Origin of the sequence: Streptococcus sp. CF8_St5-11 (assembly GCF_024295625.1) — a bacterium.
Taxonomy (GTDB): domain Bacteria; phylum Bacillota; class Bacilli; order Lactobacillales; family Streptococcaceae; genus Streptococcus.
Window position 1 is genome coordinate 239,150 of the sequence record NZ_JANCOJ010000001.1, and the last position, 15,738, is coordinate 254,887.

14 protein-coding genes are annotated in these 15,738 nt (G+C 41.8%); 6 read left to right on the plus strand and 8 right to left on the minus strand.

Annotated features, from left to right (window positions below):
• Positions 1-47: 47 nt before the first annotated feature.
• Entirely contained in the window at positions 48-689 is a 642-nt protein-coding gene (locus tag NMM13_RS01155) for an MBL fold metallo-hydrolase (protein ID WP_155124738.1), read from the plus strand.
• Positions 690-758: 69 nt separating this feature from the next.
• Here the strand turns inward: NMM13_RS01155 and ftsX are convergent, their stop codons facing one another.
• From ftsX to prfB, 3 genes are all read right to left on the minus strand, one after another.
• Complete coding sequence (ftsX, locus tag NMM13_RS01160; RefSeq protein ID WP_042759907.1) at positions 759-1,685, minus strand: permease-like cell division protein FtsX; 927 nt, start codon at positions 1,683-1,685, stop codon at positions 759-761.
• The gene (gene ftsE / locus NMM13_RS01165; protein ID WP_003008021.1) at positions 1,678-2,370 is read right to left on the minus strand and encodes a cell division ATP-binding protein FtsE; all 693 of its coding nucleotides are present in this window, start codon (positions 2,368-2,370) and stop codon (positions 1,678-1,680) included. The genes ftsX and ftsE overlap by 8 nt, the downstream gene beginning before the upstream one ends.
• 44 nt (positions 2,371-2,414) lie before the next feature.
• Positions 2,415-3,510, minus strand: a protein-coding gene (gene prfB / locus NMM13_RS01170; protein ID WP_141754487.1) for a peptide chain release factor 2 whose coding sequence is annotated in 2 segments (ribosomal slippage) — positions 2,415-3,437 and positions 3,439-3,510 — 1,095 coding nt in all. Because the reading frame shifts where the segments join, the coding sequence is not laid out codon by codon here.
• A 175-nt stretch (positions 3,511-3,685) separates the two neighbouring features.
• Between prfB and NMM13_RS01175 the strand changes: the two genes are divergently transcribed.
• Positions 3,686-4,543: a metallophosphoesterase gene (locus NMM13_RS01175; RefSeq protein WP_155124736.1), complete on the plus strand. Its 858-nt coding sequence runs from the start codon at positions 3,686-3,688 to the stop codon at positions 4,541-4,543.
• A gap of 29 nt (positions 4,544-4,572) precedes the next feature.
• On the opposite strand, the gene NMM13_RS01180 is transcribed toward NMM13_RS01175, so the two are convergent.
• From NMM13_RS01180 to NMM13_RS01190, 3 genes are all read right to left on the minus strand, one after another.
• Entirely contained in the window at positions 4,573-5,241 is a 669-nt protein-coding gene (locus NMM13_RS01180; protein ID WP_045759670.1) for an MIP/aquaporin family protein, read from the minus strand.
• A gap of 122 nt (positions 5,242-5,363) precedes the next feature.
• Complete coding sequence (locus NMM13_RS01185; RefSeq protein ID WP_254727035.1) at positions 5,364-8,048, minus strand: cation-translocating P-type ATPase; 2,685 nt, start codon at positions 8,046-8,048, stop codon at positions 5,364-5,366.
• A 212-nt stretch (positions 8,049-8,260) separates the two neighbouring features.
• Positions 8,261-8,644 carry a DUF1934 domain-containing protein gene (locus NMM13_RS01190; RefSeq protein WP_254727038.1) on the minus strand — a complete coding sequence of 128 codons (384 nt, stop codon included), beginning with the start codon at positions 8,642-8,644 and terminating at the stop codon, positions 8,261-8,263.
• Between the two features lie 115 nt (positions 8,645-8,759).
• Between NMM13_RS01190 and NMM13_RS01195 the strand changes: the two genes are divergently transcribed.
• Genes NMM13_RS01195 through NMM13_RS01210 form a run of 4 tightly spaced genes read left to right on the plus strand, consistent with a single transcriptional unit; the run spans position 8,760 to position 13,323 of the window.
• Entirely contained in the window at positions 8,760-10,070 is a 1,311-nt protein-coding gene (locus NMM13_RS01195; RefSeq protein ID WP_013903868.1) for an HD domain-containing protein, read from the plus strand.
• The gene (gene yidA, locus NMM13_RS01200) at positions 10,060-10,866 is read left to right on the plus strand and encodes a sugar-phosphatase (protein WP_195189474.1); all 807 of its coding nucleotides are present in this window, start codon (positions 10,060-10,062) and stop codon (positions 10,864-10,866) included. Before NMM13_RS01195 ends, yidA begins: the two co-directional genes overlap by 11 nt.
• A 3-nt stretch (positions 10,867-10,869) precedes the next feature.
• Positions 10,870-12,081 carry an aminoacyltransferase gene (locus tag NMM13_RS01205; RefSeq protein ID WP_254727041.1) on the plus strand — a complete coding sequence of 404 codons (1,212 nt, stop codon included), beginning with the start codon at positions 10,870-10,872 and terminating at the stop codon, positions 12,079-12,081.
• Positions 12,082-12,087: 6 nt separating this feature from the next.
• A complete protein-coding gene (locus NMM13_RS01210; protein ID WP_254727044.1) occupies positions 12,088-13,323 on the plus strand; it encodes an aminoacyltransferase in 1,236 nt (411 codons plus the stop codon).
• A gap of 83 nt (positions 13,324-13,406) precedes the next feature.
• On the opposite strand, the gene tpiA is transcribed toward NMM13_RS01210, so the two are convergent.
• Together tpiA and tuf are read right to left on the minus strand one after the other, a co-directional pair.
• Positions 13,407-14,165, minus strand: a complete 759-nt coding sequence (gene tpiA / locus NMM13_RS01215; RefSeq protein ID WP_003002560.1) for a triose-phosphate isomerase — start codon at positions 14,163-14,165, stop codon at positions 13,407-13,409.
• A gap of 164 nt (positions 14,166-14,329) precedes the next feature.
• A complete protein-coding gene (gene tuf, locus NMM13_RS01220) occupies positions 14,330-15,526 on the minus strand; it encodes an elongation factor Tu (protein ID WP_003008055.1) in 1,197 nt (398 codons plus the stop codon).
• Positions 15,527-15,738: the final 212 nt, after the last annotated feature.

Here is a 15,738-nt window from a genome sequence, read left to right on the forward strand (position 1 = left end):
TGTTATTTTCCTCGCAATTTGATACACTATTCTAGAAAGGAGTCCTTATGAAAATCTATCGTACTGTTAATCCTGTAGCTTATGAAAACACCTACTACCTTGAAAATGACCACTCCCTCATTCTTGTCGATCCAGGTAGCGACTGGGCGACTATTCAAAAACAAATAGATCGCATCGGAAAACCAATCGTAGCGATTCTTTTAACCCATACGCATTATGATCACATTATGAGTCTTGAAAAGGTTCGTCAAACCTATCGTTTCCCACCTGTTTATGTCCATTCAGCAGAAGCCAGTTGGTTGTCTTCTCCTGTCGATAATTTATCTGGTTTGGATCGTCATGCGGATTTAGAAGATGTTGTATGCAAGGAGGCCGACTTCCTTTATGACATTCGCTCCGATTACCAGATAGCTGATTTCCACTTTTATGTTCTGGAGACACCAGGCCACTCTGCAGGAGGAGTCTCCATCGTCTTTCCTGAGGATCACCTGGTTCTATCCGGTGACGCCCTTTTTCGCGAAACCATTGGACGGACCGATCTTCCAACAGGGAACGCGACACAGTTGCTTAGCAGTATCAGAGAAGAACTCTTTACCCTTCCATCTTCCTACACTGTCTATCCGGGTCATGGCCCTGAGACTTCTATTGGTCACGAGAAGATGTTCAATCCCTTCTTTAGACAATCCTAAAGAGTCCTTATCATCCTTCCTGTCCTCATAAAAGTAGACAAAAAAAGCAAGTGCGAACTTGCTTTTTTATTATATCTTAAGAAAACGTCTCATGGAGATTGAAGAACCAATCGCTCCAATCAAAATTCCTAATCCAAAGAGGCCACCGACCATGATCGGTACCAAGAGATGAGGACTATAGAGATACAAGTTTTGATCTGCCAAATTATTGTTCATAGATGTATAGACAACATTATAAACGTAGAAGACTAAAGCTGAAGGAACCAAGGCTCCCAAAAGACCGATCCAAGCACCTTCTAAAAGGAATGGTGCACGAATATAGCCATTTTTTGCTCCTACCAGTCGCATAATCTTAATCTCACGACTACGTGAAATGATGGTAATCCGAATGGTATTTGAAATCAAGAAGACTGCGATGAAGATCAATAAAGCTACACCAATCAAGCCCCAGTTTCGGATGAAGGTTCCAAGAGCAAACAAGCGTTGGGTATCGACCCCACCATCTTTAACTTCAGAGACCCCTTCAATTTTTTTGGCATCAGCCGAAACTTGCTTTACATATTTAGGAGCTGTTGTCTCTACATAATAAGCATCATAGAGAGGATTGGCATCTCCATCAAAAATCTTCCAGTTGTTCCCAGCCGTTTTGATCAGTTTATCATACTGCTCTTCCTTGCTAGAAAAATCAACCTTGTCAACATGCTTCATGGCTGTCAGAGCATCGTAGACCTTATGGTAGTTTTCATTGGTCACGGTTTGACCGTCTTTTTCAATCTGCTCGCTCTGATCTTGAATATCCTTGCGCATGTATACTACAACCCGCACACTGTTTTGAATATCATCTGAAAGCTTGATGGTATTGGCAATAACTGAGGCGAAAATAGCAACCAAGCTAAGGGTAATCATAACCGAGCTGACCGCTGCAATCGTCATCCAACCATTTCGTTTCAAGCTTTTAAGCGATTCGATTAAGTGTCGGAAAAATCTTCTAATCATCGTATCCGTACTCTCCTTCCGCTTCATCACGCACTACACGACCATTTTCAATCGCGATGACACGGTGACGTAAAGTATTTACAATCTGGCTATTGTGGGTCGCCATCAATACTGTGGTCCCTTGCAGATTAATCCGCTCCAAAAGATTCATGATTTCCCATGAATTATCTGGGTCCAAGTTCCCCGTTGGCTCATCCGCAATCAAGACTTTCGGATTGTTGACGATCGCACGAGCAATCGCAATCCGTTGTTGCTCCCCACCGGACAATTCATTCGGGAATGAGCGGACCTTGTGTTTCAATCCGACAAGATCCAAAACTTCCATCACACGCTTTTTAATATTGCGACGGCGCTCACCGATAACTTGCATAGCGTAGGCAATATTTTCATAAACGGTTTTCTTTGGAAGCAATTTATAATCTTGGAAGACCACTCCCACATTGCGTCGCAACATAGGAATATCGCGTTTTTTGATTTTATCCAAATCAAAATCAGCTACTTTCAAACTTCCTTTATCGTGTTTGACTTCACGGTATAAAAGTCGAATAAAGGTCGACTTCCCTGCACCAGAAGGTCCTACGATGTAGGCAAATTCTCCTGGTTCAATTTGGACAGAGACCCCGCGAAGGGCCGTCGTCCCGTTGTCATACTTTTTGACAACATCTTTCATTTCAATCATTGACATGTAATGAAATTCCTTTCATTCTTTTCTGGTTGATTCCCTCGAGGTTATTGGAGACGCCATTTAAGGTAGGCATCGATAAAGCCATCGATATCTCCATCCATCACCTTGTCTACCTGCGCTACTTCGTAGTTGGTCCGGTGATCCTTAACCATGGTGTAAGGGGTAAAAACATAGGAGCGGATTTGACTTCCCCAGGTGATTTCTTTTTTATCCCCTTTTAGAGAATCCACTTCTGCTGCTTTTTTCTCTTGCTCTAATTGGTAGAGTTTAGCCTGCAACATCTTCATCGCACGATCACGGTTCCCGTATTGGGTTCGATCCACGGTGGATGCCACTACAATCCCTGTCGGAATGTGGGTCAAGCGCACCCCTGTAGAGACCTTGTTGACGTTTTGTCCACCAGCTCCACCAGAGCGGAAGGTATCCATCTTGATATCATCATCACGAACTTCAACCTCGATGGTATCGTCTAATTCGGGCATAACCTCAACAGATGTAAAAGACGTATGACGCCGTTTAGCAGAGTCAAATGGAGAGATTCGAACCAAACGGTGTACCCCCATTTCAGATTTCAGAAGACCGTATGCATGTGGCCCTTCAAAAGATAAGGTCACAGACTTGATTCCAGCCTCATCTCCAGCCTGATAGTCCAAGACTTCAACTTTAAAGCCGTGAGCATTTCCAAAACGAGTATACATCCGAAGAAGCATGTCGCCCCAGTCCTGAGCTTCTGTTCCTCCTGAACCTGGGTGGATTTCTAAGATGGCATTATTATTGTCATAAGGTTCAGACAATAGTAAGGTCATCTCATAGCTGGTCATACGTTTATCCAGCTCCTCCAACTTCTCGATCAATTCTTCCTTGACCGAATCGTCTTCTGCCAAAAAGTCCAGTAAGATTTCTGACTCATCAAAGAGATCCACCATTTGATGGAAATTTTCATAGGTCTGCTTGAGTTCATTTAATTCTTGAGATGTCTTTTGCGCAGCAATATTATCATCCCAAAAATCAGGTTCTGTCATTTTATTTTCGAAAATGGCAATTTCTTCTTCCAATGCCTCTAAGTCAAAGAGACCCCCTGAAAGAAGCTAATTTTTCACGATTTGCGTCAATTTTTTGACGAATTTCTGAAATGTCCATAAGTACCTCTTTCTATGTATCTAGTCTATTATATCATAACCTTCACTATTTGCCCACCTTCCAATATTGGATCTGCTAGTTGACCACTGCCAAGCCAGCTGATTTTCAGCATTTTTTCTATTCATTTGTAACCTAAATGTTAGAAAAAAAGATCCTCTTATGCTAGACTGGTAGCATGACAACAGTAGCTTTTATGTCCGATTTACATATTGATTCGAACAACTTCGGCAAAGAAGAATTAGAGACCCTGATCACTCTTTTCAAGGACAAAAAAATTCAACATCTCCATATTGCAGGAGATATTGCCAACGGCTTTGAAAAGACCTCACAGGAATTTTTAGACCAACTTCAATGTCACCTTCCTGTGACCTTTAGCTTGGGAAATCATGATATGCTGGGCCTATCAGAAGAAGCCATAAGACCTTTTGAATTTCAAAAGATTCCCTTCTCCAATCATACGCTTCTTGCTTTTTCGGGCTGGTATGACTACAGCTTTGTTCCTACCGTCTCTCCCCAAAAACATCTTCAAACCAAGAATCTGTTTTGGTTTGACAGACGCCTCCAACGAAGGGGATCTGATCCAGCCATTACCAAAAATCTTTTGCAAGAGCTGGAACAAGAGCTCATGCAAGTGGATCAACCCTTGATTATCGCCATGCACTTTGTTCCTCATAGTCAGTTTCTCCTGCGCCACCCTTATTTTGAACGCTTTAATGCTTTTCTAGGTAGCCAAGCCTTTCATGATCTGTTTAGGCAATATCCTGTCAGAGAAGTGATTTTTGGTCATAGCCACCACCGAATGCCAGCAACAACGATTGACAACATCACCTATCATGCTAGACCTTTAGGCTATGTCCGAGAATGGGAGCTCTGCAAACAATTTTTCGAAGCTTTTCCTGAATATGATTTTTCAAAACGATACGATCCCTACAAACGCTATCGCAGAATCAAAGACCTCCCCGAATTTAAAGCATACAAGAAAAAAAAGCTCGCTCATGAATTTTCTCAAGCCATGGCGATCCTTGAACTATAAAAAAATTGGTTCCTTCGGAACCAATTTTTTTACTCTTCTGTATCCAAGAGATTTTTTGCAACGATTGCAGCCAGAACACCACCGACAATTGGAGCCAAGATAAAGATCCAAATTTGTTGAAGGGCTGCACCACCAACAAAGAGGGCAGGTGCCAAGCTACGAGCTGGGTTAACAGAAAGTCCTGTAATGTTCAAACCAACAAGAATAATCAAAGTCAAGCTCAAACCGATCACAAGACCAGCGATCTTGCCATTACCTTTGGTAGCTGATGTCACTGTCATGATGACCAAAATAAAGATAAAGGAAGCAATTACTTCAAACAAGAATCCGCCAAATGGAGTCACACCCTTCGCTAGGGCATTTTCACCAAGACTAGCTGTTGACATACCTGAATTTGACAAGAGGAAGAGTACTGTTGCAGATGCGAGAACCGCCCCCACTACTTGAGCTGCAATATAATTAACCAAGTCCTTTGAAGACAAGCGTTTGTTCACAAACATGGCAATCGAAACAGCCGGGTTCAAGTGGGCACCAGAAACAGTCCCAATTGAGTAAGCTGCTGCAACAATGGATAAACCGAATGCCAAGGCTATTCCTAAATGTCCCAGACCTTCTGTTCCATTTCCAAAAACAACTGCGCCAGTCCCGATAAAGACAAGCATAAATGTGCCGATTACTTCAGCAAAAAACTTTTTCATAACTAAGTTTCCTTTCTTCAAACTGTTGACTAGTTTATCAAAAATCCACACGTACCTCAAGAAATATGCCCAGTATATTTTGCCCGCAAAAAAGCCATCCGAAGATGACTTTTCATGATTGTTTAAATAGCGTTTTTATCTTTTCCAAGCGCTCGTTGGACTGCTTTAACAATCTCAACAAGGACCACGATCATAAGTGCTCCTACGGCAACAACCATCCATTGAGTCAAGCTCAAGTTTGAAACGTGGAAGAGATTATTAAATCCAGGAACCAAAATTGTCACCACAAAGAGGACGAAGGCAACTGGAATAGACCAGTTAAAGGTCTTGTTCGTAAAGAGTCCCACTTTAAAGATTGATTGGTAAACCGACTTAACGTTAAAGGCATGGAGCAATTGGATCAAACCGAGAGTTGCAAAAGCCATGGTAAGGGCATCCGCATGGATTTCAGTATGACTTTGGTGCTCTGGGAAGAGAAGAGCCCAACCATAAACACCTAAAACTAGCATGGTTTGGAAGATCCCTTGATAAATGATTGCTCCGAAGACACCACCATCAAAGAAGTTAGACTTACGCCCACGAGGTTTGTGAGTCATGACACCTGGTTCAGCAGGCTCTACCCCAAGGGCGATAGCTGGTAAAGTATCAGTTACCAAGTTGATCCAGAGAAGATGCACTGGTTGCAACACATCCCAACCAAACAAGGTTGCAAAGAAGATAGTGAAGACCTCAGCCATATTAGCAGACAAGAGATATTGGATGGATTTTTGGATATTTGAGAAGACCTTACGTCCTTCTTCAACCGCTACGATAATAGTTGCAAAGTTATCATCGGCAAGGACCATATCAGATGCTCCTTTAGAAACTTCTGTACCTGTAATCCCCATACCGATACCGATGTCAGCTGTCTTAAGTGAAGGTGCATCGTTGACCCCATCACCCGTCATAGCGACAACCTTACCTTCATTTTGCCAAGCTTTAACGATGCGAACCTTGTGCTCAGGTGATACACGTGCGTATACAGAGTATTGCTTGAAGACTTTTTGGAATTCTTCATCAGTGAGTTCATTCAATTCAGCACCAGTGAAGACATGGTCTTCTGTATCATTTGGATCGATGATTCCGAGACGTTTGGCAATAGCTTCAGCTGTATCTTGGTGGTCACCCGTAATCATGATTGGGCGGATACCTGCTTCTTTAGCGACACGTACAGCTTCTGCAGCTTCTGGGCGCTCAGGGTCAATCATGCCGACCAAACCAGAGAAAATGAGATCAGACTCAACGATTTCAGATTCCAAGGTTGGAATTTCATGGCTTGTCTTATAAGCCATCATCAAGACACGAAGGGCTTGTTTAGCCAAGTCTTTGTTGGTTGCAAGGATAGCATTTTTATCCTCTTCTGTGATTGGACGAACTTCCCCATTGACTTCAATACGAGTCACGCGCTTGAGCAATTGATCAGGAGCACCCTTGACAGCGATAAAGTAAGAACCGTCTGCTTCCTTATGAATGGTAGACATGAGTTTACGGTCTGAGTCAAATGGCAATTCAGCCACACGTGGCTCATCCTTCAAGACTTCACGAACATCAAAGTTGTGGTCCAAACCAAACTGTACAAGAGCTGTCTCCGTTGGATCCCCAATCAGCTTGCCAGATGGGTCCACCTTAGTGTCATTGGCAAAGTTCATGATACGTAGCGTATTGTTGTTAGCAGCAATTTCAGATGCCGAGCTTTGCAATTGACCGTTGGTATAAACTTTTTCAACCGTCATTTGGTTCATGGTCAAAGTACCTGTTTTATCAGATGCAATGATTTCTGTTGAACCAAGCGTTTCAACCGCTGGCAATTTACGGACAATCGAATTACGTTTTGCAAGGGTTGTAGTTCCCAAAGATAGAACGATGGTTACAATGGCAGGGAGACCTTCTGGAATAGCTGCAACCGCAAGGGCAACCGCCACCATCAAGCCTTCTAATGGGTGTTCGCCACGAACAAAGACACCAACCAAGAAGGTAATCACTGCAATCACAATGATTAAGTAAGTCAAGGCCTTAGATAATTGTTCCAAGCTTTGCTTCAACGGTGTCTCTGTCTCGTCGGCATTAGCCAACATATCTGCAATCTTACCAACTTCTGTGTACATACCAGTGTTTGTCACGACACCAATACCACGACCGTAAGTTACGTTTGAGTTTTGGTAACCCATATTAACTCGGTCCCCAATACCAGCATCTGCTTCTACCATTTGAGTAATATCCTTTTCAACCGGTACAGACTCACCAGTAAGAGCAGCTTCTTCGATTTTAAGAGACGCCGCTTCAAGCAAACGCATATCGGCAGGCACCACATCTCCAGCTTCAAGCAAGACGATGTCCCCAGGCACCAATTCTTTTGAGTCAATCTCAATAACATGACCATCACGACGAACACGAGCCATCGGGCTAGACATATTTTTCAGAGCTTCAATGGCTGCTTCTGCTTGCCCTTCTTGGTAAACCCCAAAGGCAGCATTCAAGACTACAACAGCCAAGATGATAATGGCATCCGTTAGACCGTCCATTCCTTCTGTAATCACAGAAAGTGCCGCTGCCGTAAGCAAGATGATAATCATCAAATCCTTAAATTGATCAAGGAATTTAGCTAGTAGGCCACGTTTCTCTCCCTCTTCCAACTCATTACGACCATAAGTCGCTAAGCGTTCTTGAGCTTGAGCAGTTGACAAGCCTTCAATTGAAGAGTCCAATTCCTTTAGAACTTCTTCTTTACTCTGTGTATAAAACAAAGCTTTATTTTGTTCTTTTGACAAAATAATTTCCTCCTTATAGCTTTCTACTAGGTCTCTTTTGCACAAAAAAGAGACCTGTTTGAAAAAACAAGTCTCGCCGTTTAATATAGTGCCGGAAATAATTTCGTAATGACGACACTATCGCGGAAAACCGCCAGCTACTCCCTTGAGTGGTTTTATTATACCATTTTTATAGAATAAAGCAAGCGGGATCTCTAATAATTTAATGAGGATTATTCTTCCCATTCCACCAGTAATTGATAATCGGCAAATTCCTGTTCTCCATCGAGAGTTAACAAGCGATAAGAGACTTGCAAATGACCTGCTTCTAATTGAAAGAGGTCTGTTGTAATCAAAAACTGCTGAATGCCCATCGGAGTTGGGATGATTGCCCCACCATATTCATTTTTGTAGAAACGCATGATGGATTTAGGACTTGAGAATCGTGTCATGACCAATTCATCATTGGAAAATTTCAAAGCAACCTTTTCATCTTCTTCATTGGTATACAAGAGATATTGAAAACCTGCTTTTTCCTTCCATTCACCTTGATAGTACTGATCAACAATTTCCATTTCTTCTCCAAATCGAATGGTATTTTGAATGCGAATCTGCATCTTTGTCTCCTTCTCTTCTTTTCTTGCCTTACTATTCTATCAAATTTTACGCATTTTGACTGCCCCTATTAGCCTCTAGATCGCAAAATAGGCTTTTTTTTGCTATAATAGACCCATGAATGAAAAAGTCTTTCGCGATCCCGTTCATGATTACGTTCATGTGGATCATCCCATCATTTATCAATTAATTAATAGTAAAGAATTTCAACGACTACGCCGCATCAAACAACTGGGGACATCTGGTTTTACCTTCCACGGTGGGGAGCATAGTCGTTTTTCTCACTGTCTTGGCGCCTATGAAATTTCAAGACGTATTCTGTCTATTTTTGAGGAAAAGTATGCAGAGCAATGGAATTCTGATGAAAACTTACTGACCATGACAGCCGCTCTTCTTCATGACATTGGACATGGTGCCTATTCTCATACCTTCGAAGGACTCTTTGGAACCGATCATGAAAAGATGACCCAGCTGATCATCACCAGTCCAGAGACGGAGGTCAATCAAATCCTCTTACAGGTAGCACCTGATTTCCCAAACCGTGTAGCCAGCGTCATTGATCATACCTATCCCAATAAACAAGTGGTGCAATTGATTTCTAGTCAAATTGATGTGGACCGGATGGATTATTTACTGCGGGATGCCTATTTTACGGGTGCTTCCTATGGAAAATTTGACTTGACCCGTATTTTGCGTGTCATTCGACCGATTGAAAATGGTATTGCCTTCCAACAAAATGGCATGCACGCTGTCGAGGATTACGTGGTCAGCCGTTACCAAATGTATATGCAGGTCTACTTCCACCCGGCTACTCGTGCCATGGAAGTCCTCCTTCAAAATCTACTCAAACGCGCTAGAACCATTTATCCAGATCAGAAAGAGTATTTTCAACTGACTTCACCTCGCTTGATTCCATTTTTTGAAGAAGAGGTCACCATTCAAGACTACCTAAATCTAGATGACGGTGTGATGAATACCTATTTCCAAGTCTGGATGGATAGCCCGGATACCATCCTGTCTGATCTTGCTCAGCGCTATATTAATCGGAAAGTCTTCAAATCGATTCTATTTACAGAAGATAAGCGAAAAGACTTAGCAATCCTTGAAAAACTGATTAAAGAGGTTGGCTTTAATCCAACCTACTACACAGCTATTCATCAAAATTTTGACCTGCCTTACGATATTTATCGACCAGAGCTTGAAAAACCACGGACCCAGATCGAGATGATCCGAAAAGATGGGAGTCTCGCTGAATTGTCTCAGTTGTCTCCACTCGTCGCTGCTTTAGCAGGAACTCGCTATGGGGACAACCGCTTCTATTTCCCAAAAGAAATGCTGGAGGTTAATGGACTTTTCAGTAAGCAAGTAGAGGAATTCACTTCCTATATCACCAATGATTATTTTACAGGAGAGACGGATGTCCATTAAATTAGTTGCGATCGATATCGACGGTACACTTCTCAATTCAAAAAAAGAGATCACACCTTCTGTATTTGAAGCCATTCAAGACGCTAAAGCCGCAGACGTTAAAATCGTGATCACAACCGGTCGTCCTATTGCAGGGGTCTCAAAACTTTTAAAAGGACTCCATTTGATGGATCCTGGAGACTATGTCATTACCTTTAATGGCGGTCTGGTGCAAGAAACTGCTACTGGAAAAGAACTCATCAAAGACCTTTTAGATTATGAGGACTATCTCGATATCGAGTCTCTTGCTAACAAACTCCAAATCCACTCTCATGCTATTACTAAAGACGGCATCTATACCAGCAATCGCGATATCGGACGCTACACCATTCATGAATCTCAACTGGTCAATATGCCCCTTTATTACCGGACGCCTGAAGAAGTTCGTGAGAAAGAATTTGTCAAGGCCATGTATATCGATGAACCAGACATTCTGGATGATGCGATTGCAAAAATCCCTAAAGAATTTAAGGATCGCTTCACCATGGTCAAATCAGCTCCTTTTTATTTAGAAATTCTAGGGAAAACAACCAATAAGGGATCAGCCCTTCTTCATTTAGCTGAACGACTTGGAATCCAGCAAGAAGAAACCATGGCCATCGGAGATGAGGAAAATGACCGTTCCATGCTAGAAGTCGTGGAACATGCCGTCGTTATGGAGAATGGCAATCCAGCTCTTAAAAAAATTGCTACACATATTACCAAATCAAATGATGAATCTGGCGTTGCATACGCCATTAGAAAGTGGGTATTATAAGAAATGTACCATTACCAGCTAGGAATTTCTGCTAGTGAGCATGATGACTTTGTTATTCAGAGTGACCAAACCAATCTCTTACAAAGCAGCTCATGGGCAAAAATCAAAGATAATTGGGGAAATGAACGGGTTGGTTTTTATCAAGAAGACCAATTAGTCGCTGTTGCAAGCATCTTGATTCAACCCCTGCCACTTGGCTTTTCCATGCTTTACATTCCTCGAGGCCCAATCATGGATTACCAAAACAAAGAGCTGGTTTCATATGTGATCCAGTCCCTTAAAAAAATTGCCAAACAATACAAGGCCTTGTTTGTGAAATTTGATCCAAGTCTTTTCTTGAGTAAACACTTGATTGGACAAGAAAAGACGGAAGCTCCTGCTGTGCAAGCGATGATCGACACCTTAACTAAAGAAGGGGTTGAATGGACTGGCCGAACCAGTGATATGGCAGAAAATATCCAACCACGCTTTCAAGCAAATATTCACAAAGAGTTTTTCACTGAGCAAGATCTTTCAAAATCTACTCGACAAGCCATCCGAACTGCTCTAAACAAAGGGATCCAAGTCCAATTTGGCGGGACTGAATTGTTGGAGGACTTTGCTTCTCTCATGAAAAAGACTGAGGCTCGTAAAAGCATTCATTTACGTGGAAAAGACTACTACGAAAAACTGCTCACAACCTACCAAGGACAATCCTACATTACTTTGTCTACGCTAGATCTCGAGAAACGGAAAAGCTCCCTTACAAAAAATCTTGAAAAAAATAAGGCAGAGGCTGAAAAATTCACAGAAAAAACAAAGCCTGGCAAGGTTGAGAATAACCAAAAAGAAAAAGAGCGGATAGAGGAAGAACTGCAATTTCTTGAACAGCATCTCCAAGCAGGTATACAGGTTGTTCCTTTATCTGGGACCTTAACCCTTGAATTCGGTGGGACATCTGAAAATGTTTATGCAGGGATGGATGAAGAATTCCGCCGTTACCAACCTGCTATCCTCACCTGGTATGAAACTGCCCAACACGCTTTCGACCGTGGTGCTTCTTGGCAAAATATGGGGGGGATTGAAAATTCACTCGATGGTGGTCTCTATCATTTCAAATCAAAATTTAATCCTGTCATTGAAGAATTTGTTGGGGAATTCAACCTCCCAACCAGTCCACTTTATCCACTTGTAAACAAAGTCTACAAGATCCGGAAAAAATTAAGGAGTAAATAAAGTTACATGACTCTTACGACAATTTCAAAAGAAGAATTTACCTCATTTGCAAATACTGTTTCCCATCGCTCTTTTATCCAGTCTGCTGAAATGGCAGATCTGCTTGAAAAGCGAGGAAACACGGTCCAATTTATCGCTTGGAAACAAGAAAATCAAGTCCAAGTGGCAGCAATCTTGTACAGTCTTCCTATGACAGGTGGTCTCCATATGGAAATCAATTCTGGCCCCCTTTACCAAGAGGAAGCTATGCTAGAACCCTTCTATGCAGCCTTAAAAAACTATGCGAAAGAAAATGGGGCTATTGAACTAGTTATCAAGCCTTATGATACCTATCAAACCTTTGATAGTGACGGCAATCCAACCAGTGAAGAGCAAACTCATTTTATGGATACCCTTAAAAACTTGGGCTATCAGCATGATGGTTTAACAACAGGTTATCCAGGAGGAGAAGGTGATTGGCATTATGTGAAAGATATGGAGGGCATCACCGAAAAAAATCTTCTCAAGAGCTTCAGTAAAAAAGGAAAGCCACTTGTCAAAAAAGCCAAATCTTTCGGTATTGAACTGAAACGATTAAACCGGGATGAACTGCAACTCTTTAAGGATATTACTTCCTCTACCAGTGACCGTCGCGACTATCAGGATAAGACCTTGGATTATTACCAAACTTTCTATGACAGTTTTGGCGACAAAGCAGATTTCATGATCGCAACGCTGAATTTCCACCATTACTACACGAATCTTGAAAAAGACCAAGGAAAACTAGCTCAGAAGATTGAGAAATTACAGAAGGATCTTGAAGTCAACCCCAATTCAGAAAAAAAACAAAATCAACTTCGTGAATTCTCTAGCCAGTTTGATACCTTTGAGGTGAGAAAGAAGGACGCAAAAGAATATATTGAAAAATATGGAGATCAAGACGTCAATCTTGCAGGTAGCCTCTTCGTCTATATGCCACAAGAATCCACCTATTTATTCAGTGGCTCTTATACAGAATTTAATAAGTTCTATGCTCCTGCTGTTCTCCAAGAATATATGATGCTTGAAACCATCAAACGTGGTATCCCAAGATATAACTTCCTTGGTATTCAAGGAATCTTTGACGGGTCAGATGGTGTGCTTCGTTTCAAACAGAATTTCAATGGCTACATCGTCCGTAAGATGGGAACCTTCCGTTATTACCCAAGTCCTCTGAAATACAAACTGATTTCTCTCATTAAGAAACTATTAGGACGTTCCTAACTCAAAAGACCAGCTTTGAAGCTGGTCTTTTCTACTATAAAAAAGACAAAAAAGACGAGAAATCTCTCGCCTTTTAGATGTTATTATTTAACGAAGTCAAGCAATGCCAAGAAGCTTTCTGGATCAAGTGATGCACCACCCACAAGAGCTCCGTCAACGTCTGGACAAGCCATGTATTCAGCAACGTTTTCAGGTTTAACTGAACCACCGTATTGAACACGTACTTTATCAGCCACTTCTTGACCAAAGTCAGCAGCTACAACGTCACGAACAACTTTACACATTTTTTGTGCGTCGTCTTGTGAAGCTGATTTACCAGTACCGATCGCCCAGATTGGCTCGTATGCGATAACTGTTGAAGCGACTTGTTCTGCAGTCAATCCAGCAAGAGCAGCTGAAACTTGAGCTCCTACGAATTCTGCTGCTTTACCAGCTTCGTAAGTTTCAAGGCTTTCACCACAACAGATGATTGGAAGCATACCGTTCGCAAAGATTGCTTTTGCTTTTTTGTTGATATCTTCATCAGTTTCATGGAAGTAGTCACGACGTTCTGAGTGACCGATAACAACGTAGTCAGTGCCGATTTCTTTCAAAACTTGTGGGCTAGTTTCACCAGTGAAGGCACCAGCATTTTCAAAGTAAGTGTTTTGGGCAGCAACTTTAAGGTTTGAACCTTTAGCAGCAGCAAGAACAGTTGTCAAGTCAACTGCAGGAGCTGCGATACCAGCTTCAACAAGGTCAGCTGAAGGAAGTTTTGATGCTACAGCTTCAACGAATGCTTTTGCTTCTTCTGGATTTTTGTTCATTTTCCAGTTACCAGCGATAAATGGTTTACGTGACATTTCACATACCTCTTTTTTCTAATTTTATACTATCTATTTTACCATAATTTTCGTCATAATGAAAGGTTGCACAAGCTCATTTTAATTTTTACCAAAATAAAAACCCCGTCTTCACGGGGTTTTCTGTCTGTCTATATAATTGTTAATCTGGGAACTAGATCGAATTAAGCTTCGATTTCAGTAACCATACCTGAACCAACAGTACGTCCACCTTCACGGATTGAGAATGTAGTACCTTGTTCAACGGCGATTGGATGGATCAACTCAACGTCGATAGTCACGTTATCACCAGGCATTACCATTTCAGTTCCAGCTGGAAGTTCGATAGATCCAGTTACGTCAGTTGTACGGAAGTAGAACTGTGGACGGTAGTTGTTGAAGAATGGAGTATGACGTCCACCTTCTTCTTTAGTAAGGATGTAAACTTCACCTTTGAATTTAGTGTGTGGGTTGATTGAACCTGGTTTAGCGATAACTTGTCCACGTTCGATTTCATCACGTTGGATACCACGAAGAAGCACACCAACGTTATCCCCTGCAAGACCTTCGTCAAGTTGTTTACGGAACATTTCAACACCAGTAACAACTGCTTTTTGGATTTCGTCTTTGATACCAACGATTTCGATTTCATCGTTGACACGAACAACACCACGGTCGATACGTCCTGAAGCAACTGTACCACGTCCAGTGATTGAGAATACGTCTTCGACTGGAAGAAGCAATGGTTTGTCAGTATCGCGTTCTGGTTCTGGGATGTACTCATCAACAGTATCCATCAATTCCATGATGATGTCTTCATATTTAGAGTCACCTTCAAGAGCTTTAAGAGCTGAACCTTGGATAACTGGAAGGTCATCACCTGGGAAATCGTATTCTGAAAGAAGGTCACGGATTTCCATTTCAACCAATTCAAGCAATTCTTCATCGTCAACCAAGTCAACTTTGTTCATGAAGACGATCAAGTGTTTAACACCAACCTGACGTGAAAGAAGGATATGTTCACGTGTTTGTGGCATTGGTCCGTCAGTTGAAGCTACTACAAGGATAGCTCCGTCCATTTGAGCGGCACCAGTGATCATGTTTTTAACGTAGTCCGCGTGTCCTGGAGCGTCGATGTGAGCGTAGTGACGTTTAGCAGTTTCGTACTCAACGTGTGCAGTGTTGATGGTGATACCGCGTTCGCGTTCTTCTGGAGCAGCATCGATAGACGCATAGTCTTTAGGTTGGTTAACTGATGAAGGCAAGCGACGTGCCAAAACAGTTGTGATTGCTGCAGTTAGGGTAGTTTTACCGTGGTCAACGTGTCCGATTGTACCGATGTTAACGTGCGGTTTACTACGATCGTATTTTTCTTTTGCCATTTGAGTAAAAGCCTCCAATAAAATATATTTTATAGATAGACAGTAGGCAATACAGTCTAACTTTCCTTACTATTCTATCGAATTTTAGATAAAATTGCAAGCCTTTTACCTATATTTTCTTAATTATTCCTCTTCTTTTCTTTTATTTTATCAGCTTGCTGAAAGATCCTGTTCTAGCTTTGAAAATTCTCATTTAAAATCTTCTATTCAAG

Bases quoted from the DNA above. Each gene is read 5' to 3' on its own strand.
- NMM13_RS01155 (WP_155124738.1), top strand. From the start codon at position 48: ATGAAAATCTATCGTACTGTTAATCCTGTAGCTTATGAAAACACCTAC.
- NMM13_RS01205 (WP_254727041.1), top strand. From the start codon at position 10,870: ATGTACCATTACCAGCTAGGAATTTCTGCTAGTGAGCATGATGACTTT.
- NMM13_RS01190 (WP_254727038.1), bottom strand. From the start codon at position 8,644: ATGCAGATTCGCATTCAAAATACCATTCGATTTGGAGAAGAAATGGAA.
- tuf (WP_003008055.1), bottom strand. From the start codon at position 15,526: ATGGCAAAAGAAAAATACGATCGTAGTAAACCGCACGTTAACATCGGT.
- NMM13_RS01195 (WP_013903868.1), top strand. From the start codon at position 8,760: ATGAATGAAAAAGTCTTTCGCGATCCCGTTCATGATTACGTTCATGTG.
- yidA (WP_195189474.1), top strand. From the start codon at position 10,060: ATGTCCATTAAATTAGTTGCGATCGATATCGACGGTACACTTCTCAAT.
- NMM13_RS01210 (WP_254727044.1), top strand. From the start codon at position 12,088: ATGACTCTTACGACAATTTCAAAAGAAGAATTTACCTCATTTGCAAAT.
- NMM13_RS01180 (WP_045759670.1), bottom strand. From the start codon at position 5,241: ATGAAAAAGTTTTTTGCTGAAGTAATCGGCACATTTATGCTTGTCTTT.
- tpiA (WP_003002560.1), bottom strand. From the start codon at position 14,165: ATGTCACGTAAACCATTTATCGCTGGTAACTGGAAAATGAACAAAAAT.
- NMM13_RS01175 (WP_155124736.1), top strand. From the start codon at position 3,686: ATGACAACAGTAGCTTTTATGTCCGATTTACATATTGATTCGAACAAC.
- ftsX (WP_042759907.1), bottom strand. From the start codon at position 1,685: ATGATTAGAAGATTTTTCCGACACTTAATCGAATCGCTTAAAAGCTTG.
- ftsE (WP_003008021.1), bottom strand. From the start codon at position 2,370: ATGTCAATGATTGAAATGAAAGATGTTGTCAAAAAGTATGACAACGGG.